11 protein-coding genes are annotated in these 16,662 nt (G+C 46.9%); 5 read left to right on the top strand and 6 right to left on the bottom strand.

Features of this window, described 5'->3' with window-relative positions; genetic code table 11:
• From QT984_RS15025 to QT984_RS15010, 4 genes are all read right to left on the bottom strand, one after another.
• A partial coding sequence (locus tag QT984_RS15025; protein ID WP_333374308.1) for a DUF4347 domain-containing protein occupies positions 1 to 3,117 on the bottom strand: 3,117 nt, incomplete at its 3' end.
• Positions 3,118 to 4,022: 905 nt separating this feature from the next.
• On the bottom strand, positions 4,023 to 6,134 hold the full coding sequence (locus QT984_RS15020; RefSeq protein WP_333374306.1) for a prolyl oligopeptidase family serine peptidase: 2,112 nt from the start codon (positions 6,132 to 6,134) through the stop codon (positions 4,023 to 4,025).
• 450 nt (positions 6,135 to 6,584) lie between these two features.
• Positions 6,585 to 7,178, bottom strand: coding sequence for a recombination mediator RecR (recR, locus tag QT984_RS15015; protein ID WP_333051368.1), 594 nt, complete (start codon positions 7,176 to 7,178; stop codon positions 6,585 to 6,587).
• Positions 7,179 to 7,454: 276 nt separating this feature from the next.
• On the bottom strand, positions 7,455 to 7,823 hold the full coding sequence (locus QT984_RS15010) for a translation initiation factor (protein WP_333051370.1): 369 nt from the start codon (positions 7,821 to 7,823) through the stop codon (positions 7,455 to 7,457).
• Positions 7,824 to 8,217: 394 nt separating this feature from the next.
• Here QT984_RS15010 and trpB point away from each other — a divergent pair, with 394 nt between their 5' ends.
• From trpB to QT984_RS14995, 3 genes are all read left to right on the top strand, one after another.
• On the top strand, positions 8,218 to 9,456 hold the full coding sequence (gene trpB / locus QT984_RS15005) for a tryptophan synthase subunit beta (RefSeq protein ID WP_333374304.1): 1,239 nt from the start codon (positions 8,218 to 8,220) through the stop codon (positions 9,454 to 9,456).
• 69 nt (positions 9,457 to 9,525) lie between these two features.
• The gene (locus tag QT984_RS15000) at positions 9,526 to 10,032 is read left to right on the top strand and encodes a CAP domain-containing protein (RefSeq protein WP_333051374.1); all 507 of its coding nucleotides are present in this window, start codon (positions 9,526 to 9,528) and stop codon (positions 10,030 to 10,032) included.
• A 157-nt stretch (positions 10,033 to 10,189) separates the two neighbouring features.
• The gene (locus QT984_RS14995; protein ID WP_333262453.1) at positions 10,190 to 10,822 is read left to right on the top strand and encodes a ribonuclease D; all 633 of its coding nucleotides are present in this window, start codon (positions 10,190 to 10,192) and stop codon (positions 10,820 to 10,822) included.
• Between the two features lie 526 nt (positions 10,823 to 11,348).
• Here the strand turns inward: QT984_RS14995 and QT984_RS14990 are convergent.
• The gene (locus QT984_RS14990; protein ID WP_333272520.1) at positions 11,349 to 12,410 is read right to left on the bottom strand and encodes a hypothetical protein; all 1,062 of its coding nucleotides are present in this window, start codon (positions 12,408 to 12,410) and stop codon (positions 11,349 to 11,351) included.
• 309 nt (positions 12,411 to 12,719) lie between these two features.
• On the opposite strand from QT984_RS14990, the gene QT984_RS14985 reads away from it, so the two are divergent.
• Positions 12,720 to 12,854 (top strand): hypothetical protein, encoded by a 135-nt coding sequence (locus tag QT984_RS14985; RefSeq protein ID WP_333272522.1) that lies wholly within the window; start codon positions 12,720 to 12,722, stop codon positions 12,852 to 12,854.
• A 304-nt stretch (positions 12,855 to 13,158) separates the two neighbouring features.
• Here the strand turns inward: QT984_RS14985 and QT984_RS14980 are convergent, their stop codons facing one another.
• Positions 13,159 to 14,286, bottom strand: coding sequence for a HetZ-related protein 2 (locus QT984_RS14980; protein WP_333051377.1), 1,128 nt, complete (start codon positions 14,284 to 14,286; stop codon positions 13,159 to 13,161).
• Positions 14,287 to 14,431: 145 nt separating this feature from the next.
• On the opposite strand from QT984_RS14980, the gene glyS reads away from it, so the two are divergent.
• Positions 14,432 to 16,597, top strand: a complete 2,166-nt coding sequence (gene glyS, locus QT984_RS14975) for a glycine--tRNA ligase subunit beta (RefSeq protein WP_333051379.1) — start codon at positions 14,432 to 14,434, stop codon at positions 16,595 to 16,597.
• Positions 16,598 to 16,662 lie beyond the last annotated feature (65 nt).

Here is a 16,662-nt window from a genome sequence, read left to right as displayed (position 1 = left end):
AGTTGGACTTGTAGTCGGTGTGGGAGTTGGACTTGTAGTCGGTGTGGGAGTTGGACTTGTAGTCGGTGTGGGAGTTGGACTTGTAGTCGGTGTGGGAGTTGTAGTTGGTGTGGGAGTTGTAGTTGGTGTGGGAGTTGTAGTTGGTGTGGGAGTTGGAGTTGGTGTCAGAGTTGTGGTGACTGTAGATGCGTTGTTGCCTGGAGTGGGGTCAGCGGTAGTTGAGGTACTTCTGGCGGTGTTGGTGACGCTGCCGGATGCAGGTGCGATGAAGCGGACTGTGTTGTTGACGGTGACACCGCTGGCTAAGCTGGGAACGGGCGCGAAGGTGACAATGCCTGTAACCCGATCGTAGACGCCGCCGTCGGAGGGGATGACTCCTGTTAAGTCGGGAAGGATGGTGTCGGTAATGGTGACGTTTGCGGCTGTGCTTGGGCCGTTGTTGACTGTGGAAATTGTGTAAGTAACTACTTCACCCGGTGCTGCCGCCGCAGTCCCGGTTTTGGTGGTAACAACGTCGGCACTAGGTGTCAGAGTTGTGGTGACTGTAGATGCGTTGTTGCCTGGAGTGGGGTCAGCGGTAGTTGAGGTACTTCTGGCGGTGTTGGTGACGCTGCCGGATGCAGGTGCGATGAAGCGGACTGTGTTGTTGACGGTGACACCGCTGGCTAAGCTGGGAACGGGCGCGAAGGTGACAATGCCTGTAACCCGATCGTAGACGCCACCGTTGACTCCTGTTAAGTCGGGAAGGATGGTGTCGGTAATGGTGACGTTTGCGGCTGTGCTGGGGCCGTTGTTGACTGTGGAAATTGTGTAAGTAACTATTTCACCCGGTGCTGCAGTCGCAGTCCCGGTTTTGGTGGTAACAACGTCGGCACTAGGTGTCAGAGGTGTGGTGACTGTAGCCAGCGGATCAGTACCGTTGTTGTTTTCAGGAAAAGGATCGGGGGTAGCTGAGGTACTTCTGGCGGTGTTGCTGACGCTGCCGGATGCAGGTGCGATGAAGCTGACTGTGTTGATGGCAGGAGGAGCACCGGAAGGCAAGCTGGGAATCGCTGGGAAGGTGACAATCCCAGTCTCTGCATTGTAAACAGCCTCGTTGGGTAGACTAACTATATTTAAACCGGGAACAATGCTGTCGGTAACGGTGACGTTTGTGGCTGTGCTTGGCCCGTTGTTGACTGTGGAAATTATGTAAGTAACTGTTTCACCCGGTGCTGCAGCCGCAGTCCCGGTTTTGGTGGTAACAACGTCGGCAAGAGCAGCAACAATTGTAGTTGAGACTTGAGAGATGGGTTGGGAACTATTGTTGTTAGCTAGATTTGGGTCGAAAGTGGTGGAGGTGCTATAGGCAGTGTTAGTTAAGGGAGCTGTGACTGTTGGGGAAACTGTGGCTGTGATGGTGCGGGTTTGGCTAGCACCGTTAGCCAGAGTCGGAATCACCGGCCAGATGACCGTCCTCGTTACGGTATTGTATGTGGCGAGGTCGGAGGCGCTGACGAAACTTAAGCCTGCAGGCAGGGGATCTTGAATCAGGACGCTTTCGGCGCTGTTTGGCCCGTTATTTGTGGAGGTAATTGTATAGGTAATGGTGCTGTTGGGTGTGGCGAACAGCGGGCCTTTTTTAACAATGGAAACGTCGGCTTGGAGTGTAGGCGGATCTATACTTTGGACGATGACATTGTTAACTTCGTGAATGTTTGTGTTTCCCCCTGTCGAAGCAGCAAAGCCAAATTTAAAAGTACGCGGCACTGCTCCGTTTACGATTGCCAAATTTGGTATATCGATCAGTGTTTCGCCCGCATCAAATGTGCCGTTGCTGTCCAAGTCGAAGGCAACTGTCAGACGGTTAGGAAATGTTTGTGAATTCGCCGGGAACAATGTAACTTGAACGGTTCTTTTAGCTTCAGCGCGAATGCTTGTATCTTTATTGTCTATGCCACCGGGAACGACTCGGCTAGTTAAAAAATTATAAGATGTGCTTTCGCTGCCTCTAAGTCCTACTGCATCCTCTAGCGGCCCTCCCAGCGCAGCAGGATTTGTATTTACACGCCCTCCCGATCCTGATTGACTGGCAGAATAATTGCCAAACTCGTCTAATCCGACACCTAAATAACCTCCAGAAATACCAAGTGAAGCGGGACTATTATTATTCTGAGCATAGCCTAGAGAGCCACCATAGCCTCCCGCTTCTGTTGGCGTAGCTGTTCCGTCAATGAGGAAAAAACTAATGCCATCGGCACCAACCGGGGTATTATCCCCTGGTGGTCGTTGTGGAAAAAGGACAGTACCTCTGTTATAGGCAAAGAAATCAAAGGTAACTCTCAGACCCTCAGTAGCCGAGATGGGGTTGTTGTAGATTACAAAAGCTGCTTGTTGAAAGGCGTTTGATGTTAATCTCAAAGTACCTGTTCCGGGTGGATCGCCAGTCCCTAAAGCGGGAATAACGCCGCTGGAATTGGTGGCACCTGCGGTTAAGCCTGGGTTAGTTGTAAGGTTGTTGCCAACTCCATATATCCAAGGCCCGATTACTGTTGTATTTTTAAATTCTTCAGCCGCTAAGGTAGCCAGGACTGATGTGTAGCCTTCTAGGACTTCTTTTTCAAAGGCTATTTCGGTATTTATTTGTCCTGTAGTAATTTCTAATTCCCAGTCGCCGCCTAATGCTGCACTCCCTGTTAGATTGTTGGAAGCTGCAACATTTGCTCCTGTTATTTGGCTGAGTTTTTGTATGAATTTTAGACCAGATTCCCCTGCGCCTGTGTTGCAACTTAACAGCAGAATACTACCTGTTTCGTTGAGAGCTTTACCCCACTGCTGCAATTGGCTGGAATAGGTTTCTATATTGTGAATATTGAGTTCGGCCCGGCCGATTTCTACTGATGCTGATGCGCCGTGAGCAACTATTTGAATGCTGTTGAGGCTGTGCCTTGATGCTGTTATTTCGGCAATTTGTTCGATTCCATCCCGGAATCTATCGAGCAGGATTACTTCTGTATCGCTTTTCACTCCCCTGAGCAACTCTTGGTAGTTTTCTACTTTTGAATCCACAATCGCTAGATTTTTTCGGCTAGCCGTCTCTGCTTTATGGCTAGCTTGTCTCAAGATTTTAGTTTCCATGTTGGTAGATTTCCGTGTTTGTGTAGATGACAAAATTGACAGATTTGGGATGGTTCTTATTGTTGGTTAATTTGGTTGCTAAATCTAAGCTACCCCTTTTCATAGAGGATGATAAACTTTGCAGTATAAAGTTTTGAAAAATATTTCTTTTAGGATATATAATATTTTCCTGTATTTGTTATTTGTGATGTTAGGCAATCATTAGAGAGGAATTGCAGCGATCGCCCTTGGATGTCCTGATGCGACCGATCGCTGCCAATCATAACATGAATAAGGGGTCACAGCCTTCATATTAGCCAAAACCCTCTATTTTTGGGAAAAATGATATCAGGTCTAACGTTAGTTACATGGTAAATTACTTACGGATTTATCAGTACAAGGGGTCTGACCCCTCATGCCGCTTTTCTGAGTCTGGTGATATCGAGGCTGGCTCAGGATCGCGAATTAAATAACTTACAATTTTAATTGTTATTGTGGGATGGGCCTGAAAGCCCGTCATGAGTGGACGGGCTATAAGAGCCCATCCCACTTTCAAGAGTGGAAGTTATTTAATTCTCATTCCTCAGACAGCTTGAACTGTAAATATACTGAAAATATTAATTGCCTAAAAATTGGCAGATTTTGACTTTGAGGTGCGATCGCTCTTGAAAGTTGAGAGTACGGCATTTCTAGAGATTTATACTTATACTACTTTGGGGTGCAGTAAACTCACAGCCATGTAATAATAGCAACTTAAAGCTACAAAATTTAACAAAAAAACCTTGACAAATTATATATGTTAATACCAGGATTGCGGTGACAAAAAAGAACGATCGCCCTTGAATTCAAAAAGTACGATCGTCCTTTACACTCTGTTTATATCTAAATCATCAAACTGCGTCGATCGCACCCTCTAACGCCGCTTGCTAAGCGTCAATATCGAGTTCCCGCACTAAAAAAGCCCATTCATCAGCCAATTCTTCAATCACTTTCGCAGTGGGTTTGCCGGCACCGTGTCCCGCTTTCGTTTCAATCCGAATTAACACGGGATTTTCTCCCGCGTGGGTTTCTTGCAAAGCAGAAGCAAACTTGAAACTGTGGGCCGGAACCACGCGATCGTCGTGATCGGCAGTTGTAATCATTGTCGCTGGATAAGCCGTTCCCGGTTTGAGATTGTGCAAGGGAGAATAGCCGTGAATTGTGGGAAATTCTTCGGGATTTTCCGGCGAACCGTATTCAGAAGTCCAAGCCCAACCAATGGTAAATTTGTGGAAGCGCAACATATCCAAAACGCCGACAGCCGGCAGCGCTGCACCGAACAATTCCGGCCGCTGAGTCATGCAAGCCCCTACTAATAAACCGCCATTACTACCGCCTGCGATCGCCAATTTTGCAGGTTTGGTATACTTGTTTTCGATCAACCATTCAGCGCCAGCTATAAAGTCATCAAACACGTTTTGCTTGTTCAACTTTTTGCCTGCTTCGTGCCATGATTCGCCGTACTCGCCGCCTCCCCGCAAACAGGCGATCGCATAAACTCCACCCATCTCTAACCACACTATCCTGCTAACAGAAAAACTCGGAGTTAGCGAGATACCAAAACCACCGTATCCGTAAAGGTAGGTGGGATTATTGCCATCCAACTGCAAGCCTTTCTTGTGGGTGATAAACATGGGTACTTGCGTACCGTCTTTGCTTGGGTAAAATACTTGTTTTGTTTCGTAATCGTCTGGATTAAAATCGACATTTGGTTGGCGATAAATCGTACTTTCATCCGTCACCATATTGTAGTGATAGATGATGTTAGGTGCGGTGAAACTGGTGTAAGCATAAAAAGTTTCGGTGTCGTGCCGCTTGCCGCTGAATCCTCCCGCCGAACCGATTCCGGGCAAGGCAACTTCTCGCACGAAAGAGCCATCTAAGTTGAAAATTTTAATCTGGGTGTAGGCGTCTTTCAAGTAGGAAGCGACAAATTGATTGTTCAGGAGGCCTATGCCTTCGAGGGTTTCTGCTGCTTCGGGGATAATTTCTGTGAACCCCCCCTCTCTGGGCGACGGGGGAGTTTCATCACCAGCGAGGGATGAGGGAGGTGGGTTGTTGGTGTCGATCGCAATTACGCGGCCCAGCGGTGCATTTAAGTTTGTTTGAAACCAGAAAATAGAGCCCTCATTGTCGATGAAACTGTACTCAGCCTCGAATTCGCTAATCAGTTCTACAACGGTTGATTCCGGTGCAGTTAAATCCTTGTAGAAAATCAAGTTTTTGGTTTCAGTTCCCTGCCAAACAGAGATAATCAAGTATTTGCCATCTTCGGTGACGCCGCCGCTAAATCCCCACTCTTTTTGGTCGGGTCGCTCGTAGATTAATACATCTTCAGATTGCGGCGTACCGAGTTGGTGGTAAAACAGTTTTTGGTAATAATTAACGTCTTCGTGCTTGCTTTTTTCGTTGGGTTCGTCGTAGCGACTATAAAAAAAGCCTTTGCCATCGTGAGTCCAGGAGGCTCCTGAAAATTTAATCCACTTTAAATGGTCTGATAAATCTTCGCCGGTTGCCACATCACGGACTTTCCATTCCTGCCAGTCGGAACCGGAACTTGACAAACCGTAGGCCATATATTTGCCGTCTTCGCTGATAGCTATCCCACCCAGAGCAACGGTTCCATCTTCTGAGAGAGTGTTGGGGTCAATTAATACTTTTGGTTCGCTGTCGAGGGATGTTAACGTGTAGAGTACCGATTGATTTTGCAGGCCGTCATTCTTGTAGTAGAAATAGCGATCTCCTTCTTTGAAAGGTATGCCGTATTTCTCGTAATCCCAAAGTTGAGTCAGGCGCTGTTTGATTTTTTGCCGCGCCGGAATTTCGTTGAGGTAGCCAAAGGTAACTTGATTTTGGGCTTCCACCCAAGCTTGGGTTTCCTCAGAGTCGGGATTTTCCAGCCATCTGTAGGGGTCGGATACTTTGACGCCGTGGTAGTCGTCTGTTTGGTCGATTTTGCGGGTTGTGGGGTAGCTTAAAGGTCGATCGAATTTGGTCATGATTTTTTACTACTATCGGTAACTTTGTCCAGTTTACCCTTTCGCGGCAGTGACAGGGGAGAGTAGCTCAATTTGGGATTTGAAATTTTATCCTAAATCTGGGTTAAATAAGTCAACAACGGCTCAAAAAACAGAAGACCAAAACCCCGACTTCGCAGAACTTGTCGGCGTTATAATAAAGGATTATTGAAAAACCAATATCGTCAACTAATGAGATATATTAATCTTGTTTTAAGAGCAAAATAGCGATTTTAAATAATGACTACATTCCTCCCGACCTATTTGCTAAGAAATACCTAAAATAATTGTTATCGCATCTCTAATAAGGAATGAGAATTAAATAACTTCCACTCTTGAAAGTGGGATGGGCGTCCCGCCCGTCTTTTTTGGACGGGCGGGACGCCCATCCCACAATAACAATTAAAATTGTAAGTTATTTAATTCGCGATCCTAATCCAACTCCCTCCTTCCTTCCAAAGCACGAGCCAATGTAACTTCATCGGCATATTCCAAATCTCCCCCCATCGGCAAACCAAAAGCTATGCGCGTCACTAGGGTAAAAGGTTTTAATAAGTGACCGATATAAAGAGTAGTAGTTTCGCCTTCCACGCTGGGACTAATAGCAATAATTACTTCCTTAACCTTTTGCTGGCTGACGCGCCGCACTAACGGTTGAATGTTCAATTGTTCCGGGCCAATTCCATCCATCGGCGAGATAACGCCGCCAACAACGTGATATTTACCCATGTATTCCCGCGTTTTTTCTAAAGCGATTACGTCGCGAGATTCTGACACTACACAAATGGTATGAGTGTCGCGGTTGGGATTGCGGCAAATTTCGCAAACAGGGTCAGCAGATAAGTGAAAGCATACTTGACAGAAACCTACTTGCTGTTTGGCATCAATCAAAGATTTAGCTAGGGCTTGCACTTCTTCTTCCGGCCTCTTCAAAATATGTAAAGCGAGCCGCTGGGCTGTTTTTGGGCCGACTCCTGGCAAGCGCTGCAATTGTTCGATTAAACGAGCTAAAGGTCGAGTGTACATTAAAAATTGGCGGTAATTGGTAATATCATTTCTAGTTGATTCGCGATCGTATACAGCACTTTCCAGGTAAGTGAAGTACAGAGAAACCGGGTTTCTTGAATAAAACCGGTTTCTGGCGAGAAATCCAGAAGAAACCCGGTTTCTGGGGTGTACTTTATAAACCTGGAATCCGCTGTAATTTGCGCGATGTAGGGGCGGGTTTTACCAAACATCTATGTTTAAAACTAAGTATATCATAAACCCGCCCCGCCCATACACTGAGGAATATTGACTAATTTACCCTCCACTAATTTTAGCTTTGTAGCCTAACTTTGTGATAATTTCTAGCAGCTTTTGCTTGTGTTCGCCTTGAATTTCGATTTCATTATCTTTGACTGTGCCGCCAGTACCGCATTGGGCTTTTAGCTGCTTGGCTAAAGTTGCTAATGTTTCGGGTTTTTCCTGAAAGCCGCTGATGATTGTAACTGTTTTGCCGCCGCGTCCTTTTCGGGATGCTTCGATTTTGAGGTTTTGTTGATTGGGGGGAACTTCGGCAACTCCCCGTTGGAGGGCGGCCGAGTTGTCAACGTTGCCAAACTCGGAGTAAACTATTCGTTTGCCCTCGGTTGTTTTGCTGTCAGAATCTTTGCGTTTGGATGCTGCCATAGGTTAAGATGCTTGAACTTTTTTTAGTGGTATTTCTAGTTTTAGCGGATTGGGGTATGGTTGCGATCGCTCGGAATGCGATCCCATCTTCTACTTATTGTATTAGCCCGTCAATCGATTTTAGATTTTAGATTAAAGAATTGAAGGATTGACTTGCGCGAGATAAATACGTTCGGCAAGTTTCTCGGATACAGGTTTTTTATTTCTGGACGGATGAATCACGTGGCGGGTATCCTGGATGCTTTCGGTCAAGCGTTGAAGGAATTATAATGAAATTTGTTCGATCGCCTCAAGTCCACAACCGATTTGGTACGATCGACTTTGGTACGATCGACATCAAGCCTCTAGCTTACCCGCCAATCTAAAAAATCTACAATCTAAAATCTAAAATCAAATGACTGTCACCCCCCTACCTCTCACCACCGAAACCAGCGCCCAACGCCCAGACTCCCTCGGCAGATTCGGCAAATTCGGCGGCAAATACGTCCCCGAAACCCTGATGCCCGCTTTATTTGAACTAGAAGCGGCTTTCCACAAATACCGCAGCGAACCGGAATTTCAACAGCAACTCCAACAACTGCTCAAAGATTATGTCGGCCGCCCCAGCCCTTTGTATTTCGCCGAACGCCTCACCGAACACTACGCTAAAGCAGACGGAACTGGCCCGCAAATTTACCTCAAACGCGAAGATTTAAACCACACGGGAGCTCACAAAATCAACAACGCTTTAGCTCAAGCATTGCTGGCAAAACGCATGGGCAAAAAGCGGGTAATTGCTGAAACTGGTGCCGGTCAACATGGCGTTGCTACCGCCACAGTTTGCGCTCGTTTCGGTATAGAATGCGTTGTCTACATGGGCGTTCACGACATGGAAAGACAGGCTTTAAATGTGTTTAGAATGCGCTTGATGGGAGCCGAAGTACGGCCCGTGGCTGCGGGTACGGGAACGCTGAAAGATGCGACTTCGGAAGCGATTCGCGACTGGGTGACAAATGTCGAAACAACTCATTACATTCTCGGTTCCGTGGCGGGCCCCCATCCTTACCCGATGATGGTGCGCGATTTCCATGCGATAATCGGTGAAGAAACGCGCGCTCAGTGTCAGGAAAAGTGGGGTGGTTTGCCGGATATTTTATTAGCTTGCGTCGGCGGCGGTTCTAATGCAATGGGTCTTTTTCACGAGTTTGTCGGGGAAGAAACTGTCAGATTGATTGGTATTGAAGCCGCAGGCGAAGGTGTGGAAACTGATAAACACGCTGCTACTTTGACTAAGGGAAGTGTGGGAGTTCTGCACGGGGCGATGAGTTATTTGCTGCAAGATAATGAGGGTCAAGTGATTGAGCCGCATTCGATTAGTGCGGGTTTGGATTATCCTGGTGTGGGGCCGGAACACAGTTATTTGAAGGATGCTGGTAGGGCTGAATATTACAGTGTTACTGATGCAGAAGCGCTGGAAGCTTTTCAGCGGCTTTCGCAGTTGGAGGGGATTATTCCGGCTTTGGAAACTTCTCACGCGATCGCCTATTTGGAGACTCTGTGCCCGCAGCTAACAGGCAATCCGCGCATTGTGCTTAATTGTTCCGGACGCGGCGATAAAGACGTGAACACTGTAGCGAAGGTTCTGAATATCTAGGTTAGCGGAATGTGGGGCGATCGCTCTGTAGGAATCGGTAACAATTAACTTTATTTCTCGTTTGATTTCATGTCCAAAGGTTTGATTTCGATTTGCTTGGGATTGTTGACAATCCTGCCTAAGTGTGACACTTCCATTCCTACGCGATCGCTGCCACAAACTCCCATGAATACTAATGTTGCTTCGAGTGCTATTACTGACTTAGAAAAAGCGGTTAACCAACAGATAAATAAATACCGAGCATCTAAAAAGTTGCCGCCGCTGAGTGTCGATCCGGAAATCACTCAGATAGCAAGAATTCACAGCGAAAATATGGCTAACGGTAAAGTCAGTTTTAGTCACGATGGATTTGAGGGGCGGGCGAAAGCAATTACGATTCCTTATCAAAGTGTAGCTGAAAATCTTGCTTACAATATGGGCTACAGTGACCCGGTACGCAATGCTGTTGAAGGTTGGATTAAAAGTGATGGCCACCGCAAAAATATGGAGGGTCAGTTTAATGTGACCGGTATTGGGGTTGCGAAAAATGCCAAAGGCGAGTATTATTTTACTCAGCTTTTTGTCCGCAGTCGATAATTTGAAGGAAGGCACGACACTGATTCGGACACGGATACACGGATTAATTATCGAGTGTGACGTAGATGCTGAAGTTAGAAGGAAGAGGGAAGAGAGAAGAGGGCAGTCAACAGTCAAAAGTCAACAGTCAAAAGTCAACATTCAAAAATTACTAATAATGGAATTTGCAGATTTTCAAGTGTGCGATGGTGATATTCCCGATTCTCTCTTATCTTATTATTTGACTGCGGAGGCGATCGCCGTTGATACGGAAACAATGGGTTTGCTACCTTGGCGCGATCGCTTGTGTTTGGTGCAGTTGTGCAATCCCGAAGGTAAAGTTGCAGTGGTGCGGATTGCCAAAGGCCAGACAGCAGCCCCGAATTTAAAGAAGTTAATGGAAGCCGAAAATATTGAGAAAGTATTTCATTTTGCGCGCTTTGATATGGCAACAATGCGTTACAATTTAAGTATTGACATTGCACCAGTTTTCTGCACCAAGCTAGCTAGTAAAATTGCTAGAACTTATACCAACAGACACGGATTGAAAGAATTAATTCTCGAACTCGAAAAGGTAGAACTAAATAAAACATCTCAAAGTTCCGACTGGGGAAATGCGACGAATCTTTCTGACGACCAACTAAATTATGCTGCTAATGATGTTCGCTATTTGCTGAGCGCTAAACAAAAGTTGACTGCTATGTTGCAGCGAGAAGAACGCTGGGAAATTGCACAGCAATGTTTTCAGTGTTTGCCAGTTTTTGTGAGTTTGGATTTATTGCAGTACAACAATGTTTTCGAGCACGGCTAATACCATTTTAGATTTTAGATTTTATATTTTAGATTGGGAATGAATGATGACTACCAGGGTTTAGATCGCGGGCATACAGTTGCATTATTTTTTTGAAATTGTATAATATTGTGTCATATTATGTCCGATCGATTGACCATAATATCCCGGCCGGGCGGGTTTTTGAGATTGTCAATTATTGGCAGATATTATTGGTGAACCCGCCCCTACCTGATTTCGGGCGAAGCGAAGCGGAGGGAATCGACCGGACTAGGTATCACCTCGCACAACTGCCATCAAATTGTTTTGTAGTGAAGACTTGAGTTATCATAAAACTCGCTTGGACTTGAGTCCTCACTACAAACGTAATTATTATTATTTGACCAGACTTGATGTGATATCAAATCCGGTAGCATCAGAATTATTCCTCTCTGTATTCTCTCCCTCTGCGTTCTGGAGCGCCCTCTGCGGTTAAATCATTCCGATAAAACCGGAAACGATATGAGTTAAAAAAAAAATCAAAACAGTGATCTATTGCTGATTATGGCTAATCGGGATTATGTTCGTGCAGCAAAGCTTCAATTTGGTCGTCAACATTTCTAATCACCTGTTCCAAAGCGGGCAACCCCTCTAAAGGCACAGGAGAAAGCCGAGTTCGATCGCGAATTTGATTCACTTTCCGCTGCAATTCTTCGGCCAGCCGCAGCGCGTCCCGACTCAAAGTAGACAACTGCTGCTGCTGGTAAAACCTCAAAGCTGCCCCCCGCAAAACTTGCAGAGTGGCTTCTTCCTTGCCACCCACCGTCATTACCCGCAAGCGCAACAGCAAATGAGTGTTTTGGTATATGCGCTCAACTTCGACTTGTTTGGCTTGTTCCACCGGGCCAACAGGCATATCCGTCAGCCGTTTCAACTCATCGATGACCTCTTGGAAAAGCACGATATCGATACCTTCGAGCATCGATTTCAAAACGCCGTCTTGACTCCAAAGAATCCGGCCTTGGGACTGGTGCCGCTCAAAAAACAGGCGGCCGATACCCTCTCGCAGCACTCTACCGAGCAATTCTTCCAGCAGTTGGGGCGCGGGCAAAGTTGCCAAAACTTCGACTGGGCTTGACAAGTGCAAGGCCTCGACATTCAAAACCGATACCTGTGTCGGTGTCGGGGGCACCTCAGCGCTAGCAGGTTTAAACCGCTCAGGAGCGGGCCTTGAGGGTTCTGGCACAGACAGCAGCGTTGCTGCATTGGGGCCTGAAGTTGCTGATGGGGGATTTTTGGGTTTTGGGGCTGCGGCGGTTTCTGTCTGGCTGGGTTCTCGGAGCTGGTTGCCGTGCAGCAAGTAAGCTGAGAGCATCGAGCGCTGAGTTTCCGAGGCAATTGGCTCTGTTGTGACTGAGCAATTCATGTAAGCTAAAATCCGCTGCACGTAGTCCAAGGCGGAGTCATCTTGGGCATCGACTACGCCCAATTTAAATAGATTACCTTCTAGAGATAAAGGCAAAACTTGATAATAAAGGCAAGCTTCAAAGGGGACAACTGTGTCGATTAGGTGAAATATTCGATCAGAGTCCATTGTAGCTGCCGAGTGTGTTGAAGATGTATATACCATTAGCTGCTTTGTAGTTGGAAGCGCGATCGAGCGCGACGCACCAACCTGATGCGATAAAATTAAACGCTGCAACTTCCCTGACGGAGGAAGTGGCCTAACAACCGGAAGCTTTTATTAAATAAAAATCCTTAGTCCCAGAATTTTCTCCCTGCTGTATTGCAGCCTCAAATTCTACCAAAAGATTGAGAGCTAGATGATGACTAGCGCAGTCTAGACCCACTATCATCGATCGCCCGAGATTGATGCCCGTGGCTGGCAACAATAGAATTATGTCTTTAATGCACAAGTATTAGAGATGCACCACAACCGATGATTTACGGGCAACCGCTGAATTTAGGATTGGTTAAAAAATCCTCAAAAGTCGATCGTGCTGCTAGTATCTTACCTCAGAGAGTGGGCTGCGATCGTCTCGGAGCGCGATCGTCATTCGATTTTAGATTTTAGATTTTAGATTTTGGATTGACTTGCGCGAGATAAATTCGGGGGCTTGAGGAGTTGAGATTTTCGATTTTGGATTGATTTGCGCGAGATAAATCACGTAGCGGCTACGATCGAGAAACTCGCTTGTCACGGCAGCGCTACAACATCCCGATCGAGCTAACCTGATTGGACACAAGGGGCATCGCGCGGTTTTCCACGGGGAAACTCGCAGTAATCTGTGGCTGTGCGGGAATTGATTTGTAGCGCGGATTCTGAAAAATGCTACCGCCAATTAACAATTAGCAATTGCCCGCCACCCATTACCAATCTACTCGTTGCGGAGCGATTGAGCTGCTAAATAGAGTTTGCTCCACTCGCCGATGACTTGATTGGTTTTCAGCTTTAATTCAGATGCGATCGTCTCTACACTTTTCCCAGCTTTCAGCGATTCTACCAACTGCCGCTGCACCGGCGTGAGGTCTTGTAAATATTGCTGCCACTGGGCGGGAGTCAAGCCCAAACTGTGTTCTTGGAGCGAAGTTTCCAGCCAGTTGGCGACTAATTCCGGTGCTTGTTTGACCGCAAAAACCCGAATCGCGTGGTAACTGACTTTTTCTCGCAAGCGGTAAATTTGCTTGATCGGAACCTTCAACTCCTCGGCAATTGCCTCTTGGGAACGACCTTGCAGGTAAAGCTGCAGCCACCGAGAAGCCAGCGGATCGACTTCAGCAGCCAAGTAATTCTCAAATTCTTGTTGGACAATCTGCCGCTGAGTTTGCTGCTCTTCCCAAGCTTGATTTTCTCGATACTCGGACATCGCCTGTTCGTCTAGCAGACTAAGCGGTTCGTCTGTATCGTCGGGTAGAACCTGTTCCGACACCAGCCGCACCCAGTCTCCCGCAGGCACTTGGGTCAACCCGCCCCGCTGGGCACGCCGCAGGTAGTTGACAAAACGGTACACCAGCAGCGGCTGGTTGCGGATCGGCCGCAAGCAGTATTCTTCTGTGCTCGCTAGCAGCAAAGCATTTCGGAGGCGTCTGTCTGAGGTGCATTCGGCAATCCAGGCGACTTGCTGCTGCAGGTAGCGATCGGAATTGAGCATTTCCTGAATCACTTCTTGCAGTACCTCCACCGCACTCCGCTGTCTGTCGCGACTCAGGGAAACCCACGCTTGGATTTTTTGCCGGAGCACAACCAAACCGCCCAGCCGCCCGATCAAGTTGCGGTAAGCTTTTTCTGGCGGTACTCCCAGATACCGAGAAATCAAAATTCGATATAAAAAGTCGATCGCCCCAGAGGCGACAGACAATTGAGTTGGGCTAAGAGTGTCAAATCTTTCGGGCTTGTCTCCCAACAGCCAGCGGACAACACTCTCGCGGGTGCTAGAATTTTCGTCCGGGCAATCTTGTTCAAGTCGTGACTTCCAATCTTGTGCCAGTCTTTCCGCCAAGGTCATGAGCTGTTGAGCTATTTGTCTTTCACCCCCGATTTTACGTGGTATCCTGGATTTTTGAGTATTTTTCAGATATTTCAGATATACGATCGCGCGATCGGATAAATTACCTTAAATTACCCTAAACAAAATTCCATTACGGTGCGATATGCCTAACTTTTTATTAGAACTCGGTACAGAAGAATTGCCCGCATCTTTTGTCAAAGGCAGCGTCGAGCAGTGGCAGCGACTGGTACCTGCAACTCTGGCAGAAGCATCCTTGACAAATGACTCAATTAATGTATACGCTACTCCGAGGCGTTTGGCCGTTCTCGTGAAAGGACTGCCAGTTCAGCAATTAGACAGAGAAGAAGAGGTAAAAGGGCCACCCGCGAGTTCGGCTTTTAAAGATGGCAAACCGACGAAAGCAGCCGAAGGTTTTGCGAAAAAGCAGGGCGTAGAAATTGATGCGTTGGAAGTTCGCGCTACCGATAAAGGCGATTTTGTGTTTGTGCTCAAAAAGATTCCGGGGCGGATGAGTGCGGATATTTTGACAGAACTTGTGCCGCAGTGGATTAATAAGTTAGAAGGCAAAAGATTTATGCGGTGGGCCGACGGAGATTTGAAATTTCCGCGCCCGATTCGATCGATCGTGGCGCTGTTAGATGATACTGTACTGCCAATTACATTGGTGAGCGGTTCGGATACGGTCAAGAGCGATCGAATTTCCCAAGGACACCGGGTGTTATACACCCCCCCTACACCCCTGGGAGGGGTCTCCATTCCCCAAGCCGAGGATTATGTCGAGTGTCTGCGGGCTGCTTGCGTTGAGGTCGATCGAACCCAGCGCAAAAATCAAATTAAAGCACAAGTAGAAGCCGCAGCGACAAAACAAGGCGGTTACGCCGACATTACCGAAGATTTGTTAGAAGAAGTCACCGACTTAGTAGAATGGCCGAACGCAGTTGTCGGCAAATTTGACGAGGAATTTTTGATATTGCCGCCGGAAGTAATCACCACAATTATTGTTACAAACCAGCGGTATTTTCCCATCCTCAAAAGCCCCGATTATCCAGAACTTCTGCCCTATTTCATTACAATTTCTAACGGAGATCCCGCTAAAGCCGCGATTATTGCCGCCGGTAACGAGCGAGTAGTGCGGGCGAGATTGGCAGACGGTCAGTTTTTCTACAAAGCAGACTTGGCAAAGCCTCTAGAGGATTATTTGCCCAAGTTGGAAACAGTAACTTTCCAGGAAGATTTAGGGACTGTGCGCGCCAAGGTCGATCGCCTGTGCAAGATTGCCAGTCTCATCACCAATCAACTGCAAATCACAGAGGAAGAGCAAGCTGATGTAGCAAGAGCCGCCTTACTTTGCAAAGCCGACCTCGTAACCCAAATGGTTTACGAACTTCCCGAAATGCAAGGAATCATGGGGCAGAAATACGCCTTAGCAAGTGGCGAATCGGAAACAGTAGCCACAGCGATTTTTGAACATTATTTGCCCAAAGGTGCGGGCGACAATTTGCCCCAAACTCTGACAGGTCAAATTGTCGCCATAGCAGACAAATTAGATACATTAGTCAGCATCTTCGGCTTGGGAATGTTGCCGACTGGTTCATCCGATCCCTTCGCTTTGCGTCGCGCAGCCAATGCAATAACTAACATTATTTTGGCGGCTCAGTTGCCACTCAACTTGCACAACTTGCTCGCAGAAGTTGTCGCAGAATTTACCGCAGCGCGCCCCGAAACACCAGCCGAGTTGCTAGATCAGTTATACGATTTTTTCTTGCAAAGAATTCGGACTTTGTTGCAAGAAGAAAAGAATGTAGATTACGATTTGGTAAATGCAGTTTTGGGAGAAAACGACCCAGAATATACTGAACGAGCATTGAGAGATTTGTTGGACGCACTGGAAAGAGCACTTTTCCTACAACAAATCCGCAATAACCAGACTTTGGATCGGATTTACGAAACCGTCAACCGTTCAACTCGTTTGGCGGCTCAAGGTGATTTGGATAAAATACAATTGGAACCGAAAGCGGCGGTGAAACCGGAGTTATTTCAAAAGTCGTCTGAACAAGCTTTCTACGATGCCGTAGTGCAGTTAGTGCCGCAAACGCAGCTATCCAAACAAACTCGGAATTACCAGCAATTAGTAGATAGTTTGACTGAGATTGCTCCAACTGTCAGCAACTTTTTCGACGGGCCAGAAAGCGTTTTGGTGATGGATTCTGACCCCGAAATTAAGCGCAATCGGTTGAATTTACTGGGTTTGCTGCGGAATCACGCGCGGGTGTTGGCTGACTTTGGGGCGATCGTCAATCGATTTTAGATTTGAGATTTTAGATTTTAGATTGCCGTCAAAGGTTTTGATGTAATATCAAATCCATTGGTATC

The organism is Microcoleus sp. Z1_B2 (assembly GCF_036700325.1).
Classification (GTDB): Bacteria; Cyanobacteriota; Cyanobacteriia; order Cyanobacteriales; family Microcoleaceae; genus Microcoleus.
The sequence above is the reverse complement of the archived record's forward strand: the minus strand, read 5'-3'. Positions and strand labels throughout refer to the sequence as shown.

Coding starts and splice junctions, on each gene's coding strand:
- recR (WP_333051368.1), bottom strand. CDS start 7,178: ATGTACACTCGACCTTTAGCTCGTTTAATCGAACAATTGCAGCGCTTG.
- glyS (WP_333051379.1), top strand. CDS start 14,432: ATGCCTAACTTTTTATTAGAACTCGGTACAGAAGAATTGCCCGCATCT.
- QT984_RS15020 (WP_333374306.1), bottom strand. CDS start 6,134: ATGACCAAATTCGATCGACCTTTAAGCTACCCCACAACCCGCAAAATC.
- QT984_RS14985 (WP_333272522.1), top strand. CDS start 12,720: ATGATTTACGGGCAACCGCTGAATTTAGGATTGGTTAAAAAATCCTCA.
- QT984_RS14990 (WP_333272520.1), bottom strand. CDS start 12,410: ATGGTATATACATCTTCAACACACTCGGCAGCTACAATGGACTCTGAT.
- QT984_RS14980 (WP_333051377.1), bottom strand. CDS start 14,286: ATGACCTTGGCGGAAAGACTGGCACAAGATTGGAAGTCACGACTTGAA.
- QT984_RS15010 (WP_333051370.1), bottom strand. CDS start 7,823: ATGGCAGCATCCAAACGCAAAGATTCTGACAGCAAAACAACCGAGGGC.
- QT984_RS15000 (WP_333051374.1), top strand. CDS start 9,526: ATGTCCAAAGGTTTGATTTCGATTTGCTTGGGATTGTTGACAATCCTG.
- QT984_RS14995 (WP_333262453.1), top strand. CDS start 10,190: ATGGAATTTGCAGATTTTCAAGTGTGCGATGGTGATATTCCCGATTCT.
- trpB (WP_333374304.1), top strand. CDS start 8,218: ATGACTGTCACCCCCCTACCTCTCACCACCGAAACCAGCGCCCAACGC.